Annotated in this window: 14 protein-coding genes; 12 read left to right on the top strand and 2 right to left on the bottom strand. The window is 60.8% G+C overall.

Annotation, left to right across the window (positions count from 1 at the left end; genetic code table 11):
- Nucleotides 1–83: 83 nt before the first annotated feature.
- The 11 genes from rfbA (at nucleotide 84) to D2V17_RS13040 (ending at nucleotide 11,993) form a co-directional block, all read left to right on the top strand.
- Entirely contained in the window at nucleotides 84–977 is an 894-nt protein-coding gene (gene rfbA, locus D2V17_RS13090; RefSeq protein ID WP_119593251.1) for a glucose-1-phosphate thymidylyltransferase RfbA, read from the top strand.
- Complete coding sequence (rfbC, locus tag D2V17_RS13085; RefSeq protein WP_119593250.1) at nucleotides 974–1,519, top strand: dTDP-4-dehydrorhamnose 3,5-epimerase; 546 nt, start codon at nucleotides 974–976, stop codon at nucleotides 1,517–1,519. The genes rfbA and rfbC overlap by 4 nt, the downstream gene beginning before the upstream one ends.
- On the top strand, nucleotides 1,516–2,364 hold the full coding sequence (rfbD, locus tag D2V17_RS13080; protein ID WP_119593249.1) for a dTDP-4-dehydrorhamnose reductase: 849 nt from the start codon (nucleotides 1,516–1,518) through the stop codon (nucleotides 2,362–2,364). The genes rfbC and rfbD overlap by 4 nt, the downstream gene beginning before the upstream one ends.
- Complete coding sequence (gene rfbB / locus D2V17_RS13075; RefSeq protein WP_119593248.1) at nucleotides 2,357–3,412, top strand: dTDP-glucose 4,6-dehydratase; 1,056 nt, start codon at nucleotides 2,357–2,359, stop codon at nucleotides 3,410–3,412. The genes rfbD and rfbB overlap by 8 nt, the downstream gene beginning before the upstream one ends.
- Nucleotides 3,413–3,479: 67 nt before the next feature.
- The gene (locus tag D2V17_RS13070; RefSeq protein WP_119593247.1) at nucleotides 3,480–5,153 is read left to right on the top strand and encodes a glycosyltransferase family 2 protein; all 1,674 of its coding nucleotides are present in this window, start codon (nucleotides 3,480–3,482) and stop codon (nucleotides 5,151–5,153) included.
- A gap of 9 nt (nucleotides 5,154–5,162) precedes the next feature.
- Nucleotides 5,163–5,963, top strand: coding sequence for a DUF5672 family protein (locus D2V17_RS13065; RefSeq protein WP_245978709.1), 801 nt, complete (start codon nucleotides 5,163–5,165; stop codon nucleotides 5,961–5,963).
- Between the two features lie 236 nt (nucleotides 5,964–6,199).
- Nucleotides 6,200–7,363 carry a KpsE/RkpR family capsule polysaccharide export protein gene (locus D2V17_RS13060; RefSeq protein ID WP_119593245.1) on the top strand — a complete coding sequence of 388 codons (1,164 nt, stop codon included), beginning with the start codon at nucleotides 6,200–6,202 and terminating at the stop codon, nucleotides 7,361–7,363.
- Between the two features lie 3 nt (nucleotides 7,364–7,366).
- Nucleotides 7,367–8,149: an ABC transporter permease gene (locus D2V17_RS13055; RefSeq protein WP_119593244.1), complete on the top strand. Its 783-nt coding sequence runs from the start codon at nucleotides 7,367–7,369 to the stop codon at nucleotides 8,147–8,149.
- Nucleotides 8,146–8,793 (top strand): ABC transporter ATP-binding protein, encoded by a 648-nt coding sequence (locus tag D2V17_RS13050; protein ID WP_119593243.1) that lies wholly within the window; start codon nucleotides 8,146–8,148, stop codon nucleotides 8,791–8,793. The genes D2V17_RS13055 and D2V17_RS13050 overlap by 4 nt, the downstream gene beginning before the upstream one ends.
- 30 nt (nucleotides 8,794–8,823) lie before the next feature.
- Nucleotides 8,824–9,240, top strand: coding sequence for a hypothetical protein (locus D2V17_RS13045; protein WP_119593242.1), 417 nt, complete (start codon nucleotides 8,824–8,826; stop codon nucleotides 9,238–9,240).
- Nucleotides 9,241–9,287: 47 nt separating this feature from the next.
- Complete coding sequence (locus D2V17_RS13040; RefSeq protein ID WP_191229184.1) at nucleotides 9,288–11,993, top strand: glycosyltransferase; 2,706 nt, start codon at nucleotides 9,288–9,290, stop codon at nucleotides 11,991–11,993.
- Between the two features lie 10 nt (nucleotides 11,994–12,003).
- Here the strand turns inward: D2V17_RS13040 and D2V17_RS13035 are convergent, their stop codons facing one another.
- Nucleotides 12,004–13,581 carry a class I SAM-dependent methyltransferase gene (locus D2V17_RS13035; protein ID WP_119593240.1) on the bottom strand — a complete coding sequence of 526 codons (1,578 nt, stop codon included), beginning with the start codon at nucleotides 13,579–13,581 and terminating at the stop codon, nucleotides 12,004–12,006.
- A 109-nt stretch (nucleotides 13,582–13,690) separates the two neighbouring features.
- Complete coding sequence (locus D2V17_RS13030) at nucleotides 13,691–14,305, bottom strand: hypothetical protein (protein ID WP_191229183.1); 615 nt, start codon at nucleotides 14,303–14,305, stop codon at nucleotides 13,691–13,693.
- A gap of 243 nt (nucleotides 14,306–14,548) precedes the next feature.
- Between D2V17_RS13030 and D2V17_RS13025 the strand changes: the two genes are divergently transcribed.
- Nucleotides 14,549–17,221: a glycosyltransferase family protein gene (locus tag D2V17_RS13025; RefSeq protein WP_119593239.1), complete on the top strand. Its 2,673-nt coding sequence runs from the start codon at nucleotides 14,549–14,551 to the stop codon at nucleotides 17,219–17,221.
- Nucleotides 17,222–17,328: the final 107 nt, after the last annotated feature.

Genomic DNA, 17,328 nt, shown 5'->3' with positions numbered 1-17,328 from the left:
ACATCTCTTGGCCCGAGGCGAAACTTCTGTACTGAACTGAAGCCAGCCCGCTCCATCCTGGAGCAGGACGGCTGAAGCAGGGAATGATGGACATCGCGCGCAGAGGAATAATTCTCGCCGGAGGCTCGGGAACGCGGCTCTATCCGCTGACACGCGGCGTTTCGAAGCAATTGATGCCGGTCTTCGACAAGCCGATGATTTACTATCCGCTGTCCACACTGATGATGGCGGGCATTCGCGATATTCTGATCATCACCACTCCCGAAGATCAGGAGCAGTTCCGCCGGGTGCTGGGCGATGGGTCGGATTTCGGCGTGGTGCTCAGCTACGCGGTGCAACCGGAGCCCGAAGGCCTCGCTCAGGCCTTCCACATCGGGGCCGACTTCTTGGGCAATCATCCGAGCGCGCTCGTGCTGGGCGATAACATCTTCTACGGTCACGGGCTTCCCGAACTGCTCGGCAATGCCGCCGCACGCACCAGCGGAGCCAGCGTCTTTGCCTACCGGGTTAACGACCCAACCGCCTATGGCGTGGTCGATTTCGATGGGAACGGGGTCGCCTCGTCGCTGGAGGAAAAGCCCGCGCAACCGAAGTCGAACTATGCGGTTACCGGCCTCTACTTCTACGACAACACCGTGGTCGACCGCGCCCGCGACCTGAAGCCCTCGCCGCGCGGGGAGCTTGAGATCACCGACCTCAACCGCCTCTATCTCGACGACGGCGCGCTGTCGGTCGAGATCATGGGGCGAGGCTTTGCCTGGCTCGACACCGGCACCCATGGCTCGCTGCTCGATGCCGCCAGCTATGTCCGCATCACCGAGGAGCGGCAGGGCCTCAAGATCTGCTGCCCCGAGGAGATTGCCTGGCGGCAGGGCTTCATCGACGATGCCAGGCTGGAGGCGATTGCCGCGCCGCTGAGAAAGTCGGGCTACGGCGAATACCTGATGGCGCTGCTGCACGACGGGCGGGGCCGATGATTGTCACCGAATGCGACATCCCCGGCCCGCTGATTATCGAGCCGAAGGTGTTCGGCGACGAACGCGGCTTCTTCATGGAAAGCTGGAACGCCGCGCAGTTCGCCGAAGCGGGGCTCGACATCGCCTTCGTGCAGGACAACCACTCGCGCTCGCAAAAGGGGGTGCTGCGGGGCATGCACTTCCAGAATCCCGGTCCGCAGGGCAAACTGGTGCGGGTCGTCAGCGGCGCTGTGTTTGATGTGGCGGTGGACCTCAGGCGCTCATCCCCCACCTTCGGGCACTGGACCGGGGTGGAACTCTCGGCCGAGAACAAGCGCATGTTCTGGGTGCCGCAGGGCTTTGCCCACGGGTTCCTCACGCTCGAGGACGACACCGACTTCCTCTACAAGTGCGATGCCCCCTATGCCCCGCAGCACGAACACTCGCTGGCCTGGGACGACCCTGATGTCGCCATCGCATGGCCGCTCGATGGCATCGCGGTGCAGCTTTCGACGAAAGACGCCAAGGGCACGCCCCTGAGCGATGTGGAGGCCTTTGCGTGAAAGTCCTGATTACCGGCGCCAACGGCCAGCTGGGGCGCGGCCTGATCGCCACGGCCCCCGCCGAGGCTGACCTGCACCCGGTCACGCGCAACGACTGCGACCTTGCCGATGCCAGCGCCGTCGCCGCGCTGGTGGAGCAGGTCGCCCCCGATCTAGTGATCAACGCCGCCGCCTATACCGCCGTCGACAAGGCCGAAAGCGACGAGGACACCGCGCGCGCCATCAATGCCCGGGCGGTCGCCGCGCTGGTCGCCGCGCTTCGGGGCAAGCTGGTCCACGTCTCGACCGACTTCGTGTTCGACGGCACGGCGAGCCGCGCCTACCGCCCCGACGACAGCCGCAACCCGATCTCCGCCTATGGCCGCAGCAAGGCCGAGGGTGAGGACCACCTGCGCGACAGCGACCTGCTCGTGCGCACGGCCTGGGTCTACACCGCAGGCGGCGCGAACTTCGTGCGCACCATGCTGCGGCTGATGGCGGAAAAGCCAGCCCTGAGCGTGGTGGCCGACCAGATCGGCGCACCGACATGGGCACCGGGCCTCGCCCGCACCATCTGGGGATTGGTCGCCAAGGACGCCTCCGGCACCTTCCACCACAGCGATGCGGGCGTCGCCAGCTGGTACGACTTCGCCGTCGCCATTCAGGAAGAGGCGCTGGCGCTCGGCCTGCTGGAGGAGGCGATCCCGATCACTCCCATTCCCACCAGCGCCTATCCCACACCCGCCGCGCGCCCCGCCTTCTCGCTGCTCGACTGCAGCAAGACGCGCGAGCTGCTGGGCGATGGCCACACCCATTGGCGCAGCAATCTGCGCACCCTGCTCAAAGAGGAAGCGTCGCATGTCTGAGATTCTCGTCACCGGCGGTGCGGGTTTTATCGGCGCGAACTTCGTGCATCACTGGCGCAAGGCGCACCCTGACGACACCGTCTGCGTGCTCGACCTGCTGACCTATGCCGGCAACCCCGCCAATCTCGATGGGCTCGACGGCGTCGATCTGGTGGTAGGCGACATCCGCGACACCGCGCTGGTGGAAAGCCTGCTGCGCGATCGAAAGATCGACCGGCTCGTCCACTTCGCCGCCGAAAGCCATGTCGACCGCTCGATCAGCGGGCCGGACGCCTTCATCAGCACCAATGTCGATGGCACCCATTCGCTGCTCAAGGCCGCGCGGATGGTGTGGCTTGGCGAAGGCTCGGGCCGCCCGCACCGGTTCCACCACGTCTCGACCGACGAGGTCTATGGCTCGCTCGGCCCCGGTGACCCGGCCTTCAGCGAAACCACGCCCTATGCTCCCAACTCGCCCTATTCGGCGAGCAAGGCCGCGAGCGACCATCTCGTGCGCGCCTACCACCACACCTTCGGGCTTGAGACCACGACGAGCAATTGCTCGAACAACTACGGTCCCTATCAATTCCCCGAAAAGCTGATCCCGCTGTTTCTGATCAACTGCCTCGAAGGGCGCAGCCTGCCGATCTATGGCGACGGCATGAACGTGCGCGACTGGCTGCACGTGGAGGACCATTGCCGCGGCATCGAACTGGTGCTGGAAAAGGGCAAGCCGGGCGAGGTCTACAACATCGGCGGCGGCGAGGAGCTGCCCAACATGACCGTGATCGACGCGATCTGCGCGGCAGTGGACCGCGCCTTCGTGGAGGTGGAGGGGCTTGCCGCGCGCTACCCCGATGCCCCCGCCGCCAGCGGCAAGGCAACGGGCGAGCTCAAGACCTTCGTCACCGACCGCGCGGGGCATGACCGGCGCTATGCCATCGATTGCAGCAAGATCGAGCGCGAGCTAGGCTACCACCCGCACAACAGCTTTGCCGAGGGGTTTGCGGCGACGCTGGCGTGGTATCTCGCCAACGAGGACTGGTGGCAGGCGCTGTTGCAGCGGTGATCAGCGCGTGCCGGGTACAGATGGAGCCGCATTGCCAAGGCCCGGCGGAATTGGCACGGGAGTGGTCATGACGGCGGAATTGCCTCACCACGCTCAAACGGTTTCCCGAGGTGGCAGCCATGCGCTGTTGCGGCTGGCAGTTCATGCCGATGCCCTGCGGCTGAGCCCCGCGCGCTATTTGCGCGGCCTGTGGTGGAGGCTCTGCGGCAAGCGCCTGCGCGCCCGGCTCACCATCGCCCCCTTGCTCGGAAAATCGCCGCGCGCCTATCGCCTGTGGCTGGCACAGGAAGCGGACATGGGCACGGCGCAAACCCGCAACGAGATTGCCGCTCCGCCCGTCGTCGCGCTGGTCCGCAGCGGTGCCGGGGAGGAGGCCACGCTGGCCAGCCTCGCCGCCGAGGGTATCGAGGCCCACCTTGTGCCCTCACGCCCCGACTCCACGCTGCAAACGGTCTTGCGGGAGGCGCAAGGAGCATGGGTGCTGCCGATCTACGGCGGCGACCTTCTCGCCAGGGGCGCGGGTGCAGCATTGCGCACGGCATTGGCCGATGCCGCTGACTCGACCCACCTCATCTACGCCGACGACGATCTGCTGGACGATAAAGGCCGCCGCTGCGATCCGCATTTCAAGCCGGACTGGAACGCTGAGTTGTCGCGCCATTTCGACTATCTTGCAGGCACCGCATTGGTGCGGCTGGCAGACGCAGATCTCACCGTCCCGCTCGCTGACGACTGGCCCGCCGACCTTGCCCGTCGGACCGCCACTCGGACCGCATCACAAGGCGCACCACCTTTGCACCTGCGCGAGGTACTCTACCACCGGCGCACGCGGCCCAAGCCTCAGCGCCCCGCCCCGCTGGCGCTCAGCGCCGAGGAGCACGGCAGGCTGCCGAGTGTCAGTGTTATCGTCCCCACCCGCAACCGTGCCGACCTGCTGCGCACCTGCCTCGATGGCCTCGCCACCACAGACTATCCCGGCGACACGGAGATCATCGTGATCGACAACGGGAGCGACGAGCCCGAAACCTTGCGCTTCCTTGCCGGTCTCGCCCCGGACTTTGCCCGTGTGCTGCGCGACGACGGGCCGTTCAATTTCGCCGCGCTCAACAACCGCGCTGTCGCCGAAGCCTCGGGCGAACTGCTGTGCTTCCTCAACAACGATATCGAAATCACCGATCCGCACTGGCTGACAGTGATGGCACATCAGGCCATGCGCGCAGAGGTGGGCGCGGTGGGTGCGCAGTTGCTCTATCCCGACGGGCGGATTCAGCATGCCGGCGTAGTCGTCGGCATCGGCGGCGGGGCTGCGCATGCCCACCGCTTGCTCAGGCCGGAGGAGGTGGGCTACTTCCACCGCCATGCCCTGCCGCAGTTCACCTCCGCCGTCACCGCTGCCTGCATGGTGCTGCGCAAGAGCAGCTTTCTTGCCGTGGGCGGCTTTGACGCGGATCACTTTGCCGTGTCGTTCAACGATGTGGATCTGTGCCTGAGGCTGAATGCGCGCGGCTGGCAGAGCCTTTACGAACCGCGAGCCCGGCTGGTGCATCACGAGTCGGTGTCGCGCGGGTTCGATCGCGATTCGGTCGGAGCGGAGCGTGCAGCCAGAGAGGTTTCCTTCTTGCGCGACCGCTGGGGCCTGCGCGAACCTCGCCCGGAGGACGACTGGCGCAGCTGGCCGGCGGACCCGTTCCACCATCCCGCGCTCAGCCCGGTCAGCGAGCAGTTCATGGTGCGGATTTAGGATAGGCCGATGTCTGACGATGGATTGATGGCTCCTGCGCCAGGCAAGCGCCTACACCTGCCAAGCATCACGCTGTGCGCGGTCAGCTCGACCAACCTGCCCGCCACGATCGAGGCCTTGCGGATCTGCATGCAATATGTGGACTTCGCCGATGTGATCCTGTGTACACATGATGTGGGCGCTGCGGGTGATGCTGAGGGCGCAATCCGGGTGGTGCCGATTGAACGGCTGACTTCGGCCCGGGCCTATTCGCAGTTCATGCTCACCCGGCTGGTCGACCACATCGCCACCGAGCATTGCCTTGTGGTGCAATGGGACGGGCACGTGATCGATCCCGCTCACTGGCAACCAGAGTTTCTCGATTACGACTATGTCGGCGCGAGCTGGCCGCAGTTCGATGATGGCCGCGAGGTCGGTAATGGCGGGTTTTCTTTGCGCAGCAAGCGGTTGATGGAGGCCTGCCGTACCACCGAGTTCGAGGCTCACCACCCGGAGGACGTTGCGATATGTCGCACGAACCGCGCGCTGTTGGAGCAGCAGGGGATGCGCTTCGCTCCGGTCGATGTGGCCGATGCCTTTGCGGCGGAACGTGCGGGCGATCCGACTTCAAGCTTTGGCTACCATGGCGTGTTCCTGATGCCACAGGTGCTGGGGGTGGAGCGGTTTTGGCGTATGTATTGCGCGCTGGATGAACGCGGCAGCTTGCGCCCCGATTTCTGGGATTTGCTGCGCACGGTATGGCGAGGAAATCGCAGGACAGCGCGCTTTCTCCGCATGCTGTCGGACGGGATCGCCGACACCGTTCGGTGATCGCGATGGCGACCGGCGCGACGAAACAGCTGAAAAAAACGTGTGTTTCGCGGAGCATTGCGTTAACGGCGTCGTGCAGAAAGCCTATGGCTAAATCTCAAGCTCGCTGCTTGCCATATACAGGATTGTTTGTGAGAGCCTCATCCAGCGATTTCCATCAGACGCTGACTTGAGATTCGCCAGCCAAAATGAGTGCGCACTGCTTGCTCATCCGTGATTGAGTTGATTTTTTGCCAATGCACCATGATCCAGACCTTCAACGCCAAGCTGGCGAAACGGCCACCAAAAATAAAGCCCTCGCTATGTTGAAGCGATGGCGCTGGTTTGGCCTTTTCGTAATCTTGCCATCGCTGATCGGCGTTCTCTATTTTGGCTTCATTGCGGCGGACGTCTATGTCTCGCAATCGAGTTTCGTCATCAAGGCGCCAAGCAAGCAGTCGGCAAACCTCACCTCGATCGGCAGCCTTCTCCAGCGAACCGGGCTCGGGAGCGGGCAGGAGCAGTCGAATGAGGTCGTCGGTTACATGCAATCACGCGATGCCCTTGCCGACCTTTCCCGCAAAGTAGACGTCCGCGCTGTCTACTCATCCACTGAAGCCGATGTATTCAGTCGCTTCCCCCAGCCTTGGCATGACGATTCGTTCGAGGATCTATTCTCATTTTACCGCTCGAAGGTTTCCGTCATGCCCGACCCGGTCAGCGGCCTTAGTGAATTGAAAGTCCAGGCATTTACTCCGAAAGAGGCGCAAGCGATCAACCTCGGACTGCTCGATTTGAGCGAAGACCTGGTCAACAGGCTCAATGAGCGGATCAACGAGCAGTCTATCACTGAAGCCGAGGAGCGGGTGGAAACAGCGCAGAAGCGCGTGCGCGAGGCGCGCATTCGTCTCGGTGCCTATCGCAACTCCACCCGGATTCTCGATCCGCAGCAGGAAGGTATGGGCGTGATGGCGGTCTCCAATGAGCTGATCACACAGGAAGCCGCGCTGCGGGCGCAGCTTTCCCAATTGCAGCGCATGGCCCCCAACCATCCTTCGATCCCTGCCCTTCGGGAGCGCATCGCAGCAACCCGGCAGCAGATTGATTCACAAACGAGTCGCGCGGTCGGGACCACCGATGGCCTTGCGTCTCGCTTGTCCGAATATGAGAATCTCCTAGTAGAACAGGAGTTTGCAACACAGCTGTTAAATGCAGCCAATGCCTCTCTGGAACAGGCGCGTGTCGAGGCCGAGCAGCAGCAGTACTATCTTGAGCGGGTGGTCGAACCCAATCTCCCTGATGCCCCGACACTTCCAAACCGAATGAAGAGCATCCTGGCGGTGATTTTTGCCTCCCTGTGCCTCTATCTGGTCGGCTGGATGCTCGCCGTCGGCATTCGCGAGCACGCCCCGGAAAGTTAGGCGATGGCGAGTTTCTCCCAAGGCCTTCGTATCCAGATCAAGGTCGTGAAGGCCCTGATGATCCGTGAGCTGTTGACGCGCTTCGGGCGCGACAACATCGGATTCCTGTGGATCATGGCCGAACCACTGCTGTTTGCGGGGCTCGTCGGTCTCGTGTGGACCTTCGCGCGTGGGCCGGAGTATCACGGAGTCAACGTGATTGCTTTCGTAGTCACCGGCTATATCCCGCTCACCTTCCTGCGCCACTCGTTCGGTCGTTCAGCAAAGATCTTCCAGTCCAACAGCTCGTTGCTGTATCATCGGCAGGTAAAGGTGCTCGACTTCATTGTCGTACGCGTCACCATCGAAATCGTAGGGGCTATGATGGCCTATGTGTTCGCTGGAACCGTTTTGATATTCCTGGGCTACTTCCCTCTGCCTCACGATGTCGGCATGCTAATTGCCGGATGGGCGATCTATGTCTTTTTCGTGATGGCTGTTTCCATGGTGCTCGCCCCACTCTCTGAGATGTCGGAGGTGGTCGAAAAACTGGTGCCGATCAGCGTCTACATTGCCATTCCCTTTTCCGGCGTGTTCAACATGGCCTCATGGCTGACGCCCAGCTTGCGTGAACCGCTTATGTGGTCACCGATGGTTAGTGGGATGGAGATGATGCGCTACGGTGTATTCGGCAACCTGGTCACCCCCTATTACGACATTCCGAAGGCACTCAGCGTTTCGCTAATATGCCTGCTCGTCGGGCTGATCCTGGTGCGCGTTGTGCGCCGGACGATGACCGTATCATGATCGAGTGCCGCGATATCCGCAAAGAATACCGTGTCGGCCACATCAGGAAGACGGTACTGAAGGGCGTGGACTTTAATATCAATCCGCGCGACCGGATCGGGCTTCTCGGGCGTAACGGTGCCGGCAAATCGACTTTGATCCGCCTGATTGGCGGCGTAGAAATGCCGACGTCTGGCAAGATCATCCGCAAGATGAGCTGTTCCTGGCCGCTTGGTTTTTCTGGCGGCTTCCAGGGCAGCCTGACAGGATACGACAACGCCCGCTTCATCGCCCGTATCTATGACAAGCCCTACGCTGAAATGCGTGCCTTCGTGGAAGAATTTACCGAGCTCGGCCACAACCTGCGCATGCCGGTGAAACAGTATTCTTCGGGTATGCGCGCGCGGCTGGCTTTCGCTTTATCTTTGGGAATTGAGTTCGATTGCTACCTGATCGACGAGGTCATTATGGTGGGCGACAAGAACTTTCGCGACAAGTGCCAGTCCGCGTTTTTCGAGGACCGCGAAGATCGCGCCTTGCTGCTGGCTTCGCACAGTCTGACAACTGTGAAGCAATACTGTAATCGAGCGATTGTTCTGAACGACGGGGTTGCCACCGTATACGAGGACGTGGACGAGGCCATCTCGATCTATGAGGATTTGTAAGGTAGAAGTGGTCCGATGGACATAAATAGCTTGAGCACCCGGGCCGAACAAAGCGACCTGGAAATCCAGGCTGTCCTGCGTGCCGAGATCAGGGACCTGCAATTCCGGCATGAGGTGGAAATCGCCTTGCTCCACGCGACCTATGCGCTGATCCTGAATGGACCGGCTGAAGGGCTTCCTACGCTGGCGGAGCAGACGAGGCTGACGCTCGATAGCGTCCTGTTCGATACCGACTGGTACCTGGAAACCTATTCCGACGTAGCCCAAAGCGGCATGGTTCCTGCTGAACACTATGTCCGCGCAGGCGCATTCGAAGGGCGCGATCCGGGCCCGAAATTCGCTACTATGGCCTATTATTTCGCCAATCCCGACGTAGCCGAAGCCGGGTGGCCGGCGCTGGTGCACTACGTGCACAGCGGAAAGACTGAAGGTCGCCCCTTGGCCTGATGCAGGGGATGGTAATCGTGCAATCACCACCACACACTGGCGAGAACATGTCTTCAGCCTCCTTCGACTGGCTGAAACCCGACCGGTCTTTTCCGTCCGGCATCCCCCCCAAGCCGCACGCACTCGAACTCGATATGATGTTGTGGCGCGGATTCGATCAGCTTGTTTTGCCTCGTCTGCACGCATTGCTGGACCATGGACCACCTGCCGAGATGGCAAGTGCAGGCTGGGTTCTCGCTCGCTGGTACTTGGCACAAGGTGACATGGCCCGCGCGCGCAAGGCCATCATCACATTCCATAGCCATCCTGAAGGAACGAAAGCCGTACCGCATCCGGGTCCATTCCTGCTCGCCGTACGGCTTTGCCTTACCGCCGACGACCAAGATGACGCGCGCAACATCCTGCAAAAGGGGACTGCACGCTTTGGCGAGCTGCCAGACTTTGCGCTCGCCCGGTTGCTCATTGCCAAGGCGAGGGGCGTTCCAGAGCGTGAACTCTCCGCGATCCTGCGGCAGGTCTATAGAGACTCCAGCCTTACCGAAGTAGACCTTGCCGAAGGCGATGGCGATCTGTTCGACCGTTTGCGGGCCGGTTCGGTGCCCAGCCCGCAGGAGCCATCCGACAACCTGCCTCTGGTAAGCGTGATCGTGCCGGTCTTCAACGCAGCCGACCTCCTGCCCACGGCCTTGCGCGGATTGCAGGCCCAAAGCTGGTCCAACCTGGAAATCCTGGTCGTGGACGATGGATCTACCGACAATAGCGTAGCCATGGCGCAAGCCGCTGCCACACAGGACACGCGCATCCGCGTGCTGCCCCTTGGTTGCAACCAAGGGGCCTATCCAGCACGTAACGCCGCCTTTGCTACTGCACGCGGCACCTTCGTGACAGTGCACGATGCCGACGACTGGTCGCACCCGCAGAAGATCGAGCAGCAAGCGCGTGCCCTAATGGACGATCCAGCGCTCAAGGCCTCTGTCTCGCACTGGGTTCGCGCGGGTAATGCACTTGAGATGACGCTCTGGCGCATGGAAGAAAGCTGGGTCCACCGCAATGTCTCCTCGCTCATGATCCGCACCAGCTTGCGCGACGAACTCGGATACTGGGACCGCACCCGCATCAATGCCGACACAGAGTATTACTACCGCATCCTTCATGTCTACGGGCCCGGAGCAATCCGCGAGGTGTCTCCTGGCCTGCCGCTTGCGTTCGGGCGCACCCTACCGCAATCGCTCACCAATCGCAGCGCCACCCACCTACGCACCCAGTACCATGGCATCCGCCGCGATTACATGGAGGCGGCTCACGCATGGCATGCGCGCGCCACACAAACTCAGGATCTATACCTACCACAGCATCCCGCGAACCGCTCTTTCCACGCGCCTGAAGACATTGCCCTCGACGACCAGAGTACCCAACAAACCGAATATGATCTGCTTGCCGGATCGGATCTGCTCGACGAGGCGTGGTATCTGCTCGCCAACCCTGACGTCATGCAATCCGACCTGGGCGCGGTTCGCCATTACCTTACTGTTGGCGCACGTGAGAACCGCGATCCGGGGCCGCGCTTCAGCACTGGCGGCTATCGCCGTACTCACAAGCTTGACCCAGACGAAAACCCCTTGCTCCACTTCCTGCGTCAAGGCAGCGAGGATAGAAGTGAATGCCTACCCTCTTTCCTGGGGCGACTGGACAGGGATACACAAGCTGCTGACTGCGTGCTGGTGTTTGCTCATACATCGGGTGCAACCTTGTTCGGTGCAGAACGCAGTTTACTCGACGTGGTCAAGCGTCTCGGACGCTCAGGGTTGCGCCCGGTCGTGGTGCTGCCATCACTGCGCAACCCCGCTTACCTTGAACGCTTGCTCGAGATCAGCGCGGTGGTGGAAACGCTCCCTCAGGCATGGCGCCACGGCCTGCTGACGCCGGATACCGAAACGATAGAAGCGGCGCGGGCCCTGATCCGCAAGCATCGACCAGTCGAGATTCACGTAAACACCATTGTGCTGGATGCCCCTCTACTGGCAGCACGTGCAGAAAACGTGCCAAGCGTTGTCTATGTCCGCGAGATGCCGCCAGAGGATCGCGCGATCTGCCGATTGCTTGGGATGGGGCCAGAAGCCGTGCGAGCCCAGCTTCTGGCGCAGGCGGACCGCTTTATCATGCCTTCACAGGTCGTGGCGGACTGGCTTGCCTCTGCTGAACGCTGCACCGTTCGGCCAAATGCGGTGGACGAGGCCCTGTTCGACCTGCCGTTTGTGCCGGGAGCGGTGCTCAAGGCGGCGCTGATCAGCAGCAATATCGTCAAGAAGGGCATAAACGACTTCGTCACTGCCGCGCACCTAGTTGCCGCCACCGGATGGCCCGTGCACTTCCTGCTGATCGGGCCGAAGACCGGCGACCTTGCCGCCCTGCACACGTTGCCACCGAACGTGGCCCTGCGCAGCTACGCCGCGACGCCTGCAGAGGCCATTGCACAGGCCGATATAGTGCTCAGCCTCTCCCACTTCGCCGAAAGTTTCGGGCGCACCGTGGTCGAGGCCATGGCCGCCGGCAGGCCTGTCATTTGCTATGACCGGGGCGCTCCACCATCGCTCGTGATAAGCGGCAAGACCGGATTCGTCGTCCCGGCGGATTCCCCCAAAAGCGTTGCCGATGCTGTGCTTGCACTGGATGCGGCGAGGCTGCAACTCGACAAGATGAGCCGTGCAGCCAGAAAGCGCGCCCGCGAAATCCAGGACCAGGCCCTGGCGTGACCGTCTGCAGTCAGCCCCGCTCCCCAACCGGAAAGGCCTGCCGGTTCTCTGCCCGACCATTACGGACATAGTGGATGAAGCCAGCCATGCGTGCGGCCGTCACATCCGCGTGGGCCTTGTGGTATTTGAAGGAATCGAACCTCGGCCCGGGGTTGCGAAGCTCATAGGCTCCATTGGTCACAAAATGGCGAGCCGGTTCACAACCGGCCTCCGCAACATCCGGGTAGAAGGCCAGATACCATTCTGCGTCAAACAGATCGGATGCCTCGACCAGCCGGATATCTTCCGCCAGCCTGTTCATGGCGCGCTTATTCGGGCGCAGGAACTGCTTACGGCTCAGGGCTGCATGCAAATCAGCCCACGCCCCTGCCAGCTGCGCCTGAATGTGCCGTCGCAATTCGGCCTCTTCACGCTGCGCGCGCAACTGCCTGATTTCCTTGTCCTGACGCGCTATATTGTGGCCCAGTTCCGCAATGTCGGCAAGACGCTCCCAGTACTTTGCCTTAAACTCGCCCAATTCCTGCGCCTCGGCAGCCAGTGCGCTCCGCAATCGCACCGCCTCCCGCGCTTCCACTTGCGCAGTGGCAAGCCGGGCATCGAGATCGGCTCGGTCAGCCTCGGCTTTTGCCACCGCAGCATCTGCCTCAGACAATCGGGCCTGCAAGCCCCTGAGTTCGACCTCCAGATCGAAATGGTTGGCTTGAACACTCGCGAGTTTCCGATGAGCGGTTTCTTCCTCTCTGTGGGCTTCGTCTAGTTCGTTGCGCGTGCGTTCGAGTTGCTGGAGCGCCTCTGCCAGAGACTTGCGATCGGCCTCAAGTTCGGCCTGGCGAACGCTTACAGCGAGGCTTTCCCCTTGCCTTTGGAACACCTCGCGAGCCTCGCGATAGCCGGCGCCCCCCATTTCAAGATCAGCGAGCCGCGCAATTCGGCCATCCTGCCTTGGTCCTACAGTGAGGACCAGAAGTCCGTCGCCCTGCTCCAACTCAATAGCCTGACAGGTCGCCAGCAAAGGGTCCAGCCATGTAGCAGCACCCTCTTCGTCCCTCCTGCGCTTGCAATCGAAAATCACGATCACCGCGCGATCCGAAAGGCGCTCAGCCCACTCTCGGCCTAGTACTTCCGCGCTTTCCGAGTTGAGCGGCATATTGATCAGCAACAGGTCGATGCTGCCCTTGCTGAAGTGCCGGTGTGCGGTCGCCAGCTTCTCAGTCGTAAGGATCGAGAACGCGCCATATAAGGAATCGTTGTTGGCGATGGCATCGGGGTTTGCCTCCTGCTTGCCGGGCAACGAGATCCCCGTGCAAACGGCATCCAAACCCAACTTGTCGATGGCCTGACAAACGGCCTGATAAGCCACACCATCATCGACCCCGAGTTGAACCACGCGCGTTGGCGCATGGGCCTCGACGAGCCAGAACAGAAAGGGTACATGAACGAGCGCAGAGGAAGCCGCCAGGAAATGCGGCTTCCAGAACAGGCTCCAGCTCGTCACCGAATTGAGGATGTCCTTCCCCATGACGTCGAGCGACTGGCTGCGGAATTCGTCCTGTCCCTTAGGCAAATTCGGCTCTGCAGGCTGCGACATTCTGTTCCTTTCCCGACTAAGCGCCGCGAGGGCCGACTGCGATCAGCCACCCCTGAATTTCAAAGTTATTACAAGCGGAAAGACACGAAGCAACGCAACTGCCTCAGCACTATCGCACTGTCCCGCCGGCGTTTGCGGGCAGCCTATAGGACTCTTCTCCCTCTCCGTGAACAGTAATCTGGAAGTACTGCTCCACGAGAAAGCCGATATCATCCCTCGTATAGGCACCAGGTGTCACCAGGAATTCGGCCAGACGTCCGGATATGCTGTGCGGCTGAATGATCCTTTCGACAAGCCGGTATCTTTCGCGAACACCGTAGTCGTCGAACAGCACCTTGACCGGACGCTTTGCATGCAAGATCACCGCCGCAAAGCATGCGTTCCGAAACCGGCCATCAATGAGCACGGTGTCCGGCTGCCGGAACCAAGGCTGCTCCCACACCGAGTTCGGGTATCTGTGGTAGGTCCGCCAATGAGCATGGGAAAGTGGACGACCCCATGGCCCCACCGGCCCGATATCGACGTGCTGAAGGATAACCGGGGAAGCCGCGGTGACCAGATCACGGCGAAGCTTGCGCATCCAGTCCAGATCGGATTCTACACTCATTACGAACTTGCCGGGCATATCGGCAGCAACGCGGGTGGACCCGCCGGAACCATATTCCAGAATTATGCGCGCGTCTGCATAAGCCCGCTTCAGGTGCTCCACCTCGGCTTCTGGCATGAATGGCTCGTTATTCAATCGCTATTCCCACTGTTTGCAGAGCCGGGCAGACACGATTTCCGCTAGGACTGAAAGTCGTCGACTCTACCTAGGAGCGGTTGGCAGATCAAGGCGAAGTACTTTAGCATTCAGCCCTATGGCATTGCCATTATGATGATTTTACAGCCTCCCTCCGGTCGGAAGTCGTTAAGCGGCGCCATATCGTTTGCTCGTGCGAGACGAACACGATAGAGGCGCTGCGTTATGAAAAAGGTCGTATTGCCCAAGCCGATTTCAGGCCAAATCTCCCATCGCGACCAATCGGAATCGCTGATCTTCGCGGCCAGGTTACTTAAGGATGCTGGCCGCGGCGGATCAGAATTCGAACTGATCCGTACTGCATTCGAATTGCACGCTTCGAAGGCAAGCTGGACAGCCTATTTCTGGGCCGCCATGGGCCGCCTCGACATCGCGATCGCAGCAGAATGCGAAGCGCTGCTGGAGACACTGGCAGGGTCGGACCCTCAGCGCTGGGGGTGGATTGCCAAAGCCCACGGCAACCGGGCGAAATTCCAGGAAACGCTGGGAAAGCGGCGTCAGCAATCCCGGATCCGGCCAGAGGTCGCCCCTGAGGCACCTATCGACAGCACGCGCGCCTTGGCACGCCTGGCGCTCGATCCCGATGCGATGGTCGTTGGCTTCTGGGCCGGACCAAGCTCCATACAGCAGAAGCGCGAGATTATCGCCGCCTGCGAGATACTTCGCGACGAAGGCCAAAACGTGCAACTTCTGATGTTGCACACTCCGCACGATGATCCCACGGACAAGACCCCCTATGTCGGCCGCGACTGGGTGATCGAAGCGAGCTTCGACGGGCTTGGTAGAACCTCCGGGCTGGTCGAACGGATGGACGCGATGGTGTGGCTCCCGAGCAACCCGGCAGCGCCGGTTTCCACGGGTCATTTGCGGCTGAACATGGCGCATGCCTATGGCAAGCCGACCCTTGTTCCAGACGTTGCAGCGGGTTCTGCCGTCGCCTGCGACAGCCGTCTCGTCCTCCCGTTCGAAGCCGGCTATCCGAAGAGCCTGGCGAGCGTCCTGAACAAGGCCATGGCAAGCAACCACGTCGAACCGGCCGGGCCGCTGAACTGGCATCAGCATGCAGAGGCCGTCACCACCGCACTGCAAACCCTGCCCAGCGCCAATGACCCGGCGACGCCGGCTTTCGGCAGCTCTGAGTCCAGCGATCTGCGCGCCATTTCGATCTTGGACGAGATTTCCGCAGAATGCTGGCGCCATGAATTGACGCTCTATCCCATAAGTCGCTCCAACTATGCCAACCAGGTCGCCAGTTCGCGGGCGGACTTCTGCTTTCTGGAAAGCTGCTGGAAGGGCAACGGCGGGAAATGGGAATATGCCTTCACCTCGCCCGGCCTGAAACATGCCAACGCCCAAGCGTTGCTCGACCTGATCCCCAAGGTCAAGAAGACGATGCCGCTGGTGTTCTGGAACAAAGAAGACCCGATGCACTATGATCGGTTCCTGCCGATTGCGAAGCAAGCGAACATCATCTTCACTACCGATTCCAACAAGGTGCCCGACTACAAAAGAGATGTGCCTGATGCTGATGTCTATGCCGTGCCGTTTGCGGCGCAGCAGAAGATCTGCAACCCGGCAGATCGCTTTCGCAAGGAAGCGGAAACAGTGTGTTTCGCAGGGTCCTACTACAGCGTCGGACACGACGAGCGCAAACGACAGATGGATGCGCTACTGCCCTCGATCATCCCCTTTAAAGGGGCGATCTACGACAGGATGTCGAAGGTCGATTCCGATCGCTACAAGTTTCCCGAACAGTATACGCCGTTCATCCGCGATGCGGTTCCTTTCACTGAGGTTGTGGAGCTCTACAAAAGCTTCAAGGTGTTCCTCAACGTGAACACCATCATCGATTCGCCAACCATGATGTCGCGACGCGTGTATGAATTGCTTGCTTGCGGCACACCAGTGGTCTCGACCCCGTCACGCGCGATCGAGGAACAGTTCGATGGTATCGTACAGGTGGCGCGAGACGCGAACGAGGCAAATTCAATCATCGAACGCCTGCTCACCGACGAGCATTTCTGGGCCAAGACGTCGCATGCCGGGTATCGCGAGGTGATGACCAAGCACACCTATTCCATGCGCATGAACGACGTGGCAAGAGCGCTAGGCTTTACCGCCAAAACCCCGGAGCCCTTGGTCAGCATCGTCACCTGCACGCGTCGGCCGCACATGACCGATCGCATCGTGGAGAACATGGCGCGGCAGACGCACGCGAACTGCGAACTGCTGTTGGTGCTGCAGGACTTCACGCCGGAGCAGCGCGAAGAACTGCTCGGCAAGCTGCAAGCAAAGGCAGGCAATCTCAAGCGCATCGAGGTGATCGTCAACGACAGTCCCGACATCACGCTGGGCGAGCGCTTCAATTCCGCCGCCGCCAAAGCCGCCGGCGAATATATCGCCAAGATGGACGACGACGATTTCTATTTCGAGAATTACCTCTCCGACATGCTGATCCCCTTCACCTTCGGCGATTATGCCATGGTTGGGAAGCAGGAATTGTTCATGTACCTGTCGGGTTCCAACAAGCTGATAAAGCGCTTTTCCGAAATGCAGCACCGTGAAGTTGACTTCGTCGCCGGACCAACTTTCATAGTTAAGACTGCTGTATTCCGCCAGATCGGCTTTAGAAAAAGAAATACTGGAGAAGATAGCAATTTTCTGAAAGATTTGCGGCAGGAAGGACATAAGATTTATGCCGCTGATCCCTACAATTTCATTCAGTATCGCGCCGACCCATCGAACCACACTTGGGGTATTTCCGATCAGGAGATCATACAGGCCGAGAAGACAAGTATTGTCGCCGATGGCTTTAAATCCGATCTTGTCCGTATTTAAACTTTGCCTCGAATTGTGTTAAGCACGCACAGGGCAAGCCGAACCGGGTTTTAAGTGAACAAAGTGTCACACTCGTAAAGGCGAGTTGCGCACAGACGGGGGAACCG

The sequence above is a fragment of the Aurantiacibacter xanthus genome (assembly GCF_003584015.1).
Lineage (GTDB): Bacteria > Pseudomonadota > Alphaproteobacteria > Sphingomonadales > Sphingomonadaceae > Alteraurantiacibacter > Alteraurantiacibacter xanthus.
The sequence above is the reverse complement of the archived record's forward strand: the minus strand, read 5'-3'. Positions and strand labels throughout refer to the sequence as shown.

Coding starts and splice junctions, on each gene's coding strand:
- rfbA (WP_119593251.1), top strand. CDS start 84: ATGATGGACATCGCGCGCAGAGGAATAATTCTCGCCGGAGGCTCGGGA.
- rfbC (WP_119593250.1), top strand. CDS start 974: ATGATTGTCACCGAATGCGACATCCCCGGCCCGCTGATTATCGAGCCG.
- rfbB (WP_119593248.1), top strand. CDS start 2,357: ATGTCTGAGATTCTCGTCACCGGCGGTGCGGGTTTTATCGGCGCGAAC.
- D2V17_RS13070 (WP_119593247.1), top strand. CDS start 3,480: ATGACGGCGGAATTGCCTCACCACGCTCAAACGGTTTCCCGAGGTGGC.
- D2V17_RS13065 (WP_245978709.1), top strand. CDS start 5,163: ATGTCTGACGATGGATTGATGGCTCCTGCGCCAGGCAAGCGCCTACAC.
- D2V17_RS13060 (WP_119593245.1), top strand. CDS start 6,200: ATGCACCATGATCCAGACCTTCAACGCCAAGCTGGCGAAACGGCCACC.
- D2V17_RS13055 (WP_119593244.1), top strand. CDS start 7,367: ATGGCGAGTTTCTCCCAAGGCCTTCGTATCCAGATCAAGGTCGTGAAG.
- D2V17_RS13050 (WP_119593243.1), top strand. CDS start 8,146: ATGATCGAGTGCCGCGATATCCGCAAAGAATACCGTGTCGGCCACATC.
- D2V17_RS13040 (WP_191229184.1), top strand. CDS start 9,288: ATGTCTTCAGCCTCCTTCGACTGGCTGAAACCCGACCGGTCTTTTCCG.
- D2V17_RS13035 (WP_119593240.1), bottom strand. CDS start 13,581: ATGTCGCAGCCTGCAGAGCCGAATTTGCCTAAGGGACAGGACGAATTC.
- D2V17_RS13030 (WP_191229183.1), bottom strand. CDS start 14,305: ATGCCAGAAGCCGAGGTGGAGCACCTGAAGCGGGCTTATGCAGACGCG.
- D2V17_RS13025 (WP_119593239.1), top strand. CDS start 14,549: ATGAAAAAGGTCGTATTGCCCAAGCCGATTTCAGGCCAAATCTCCCAT.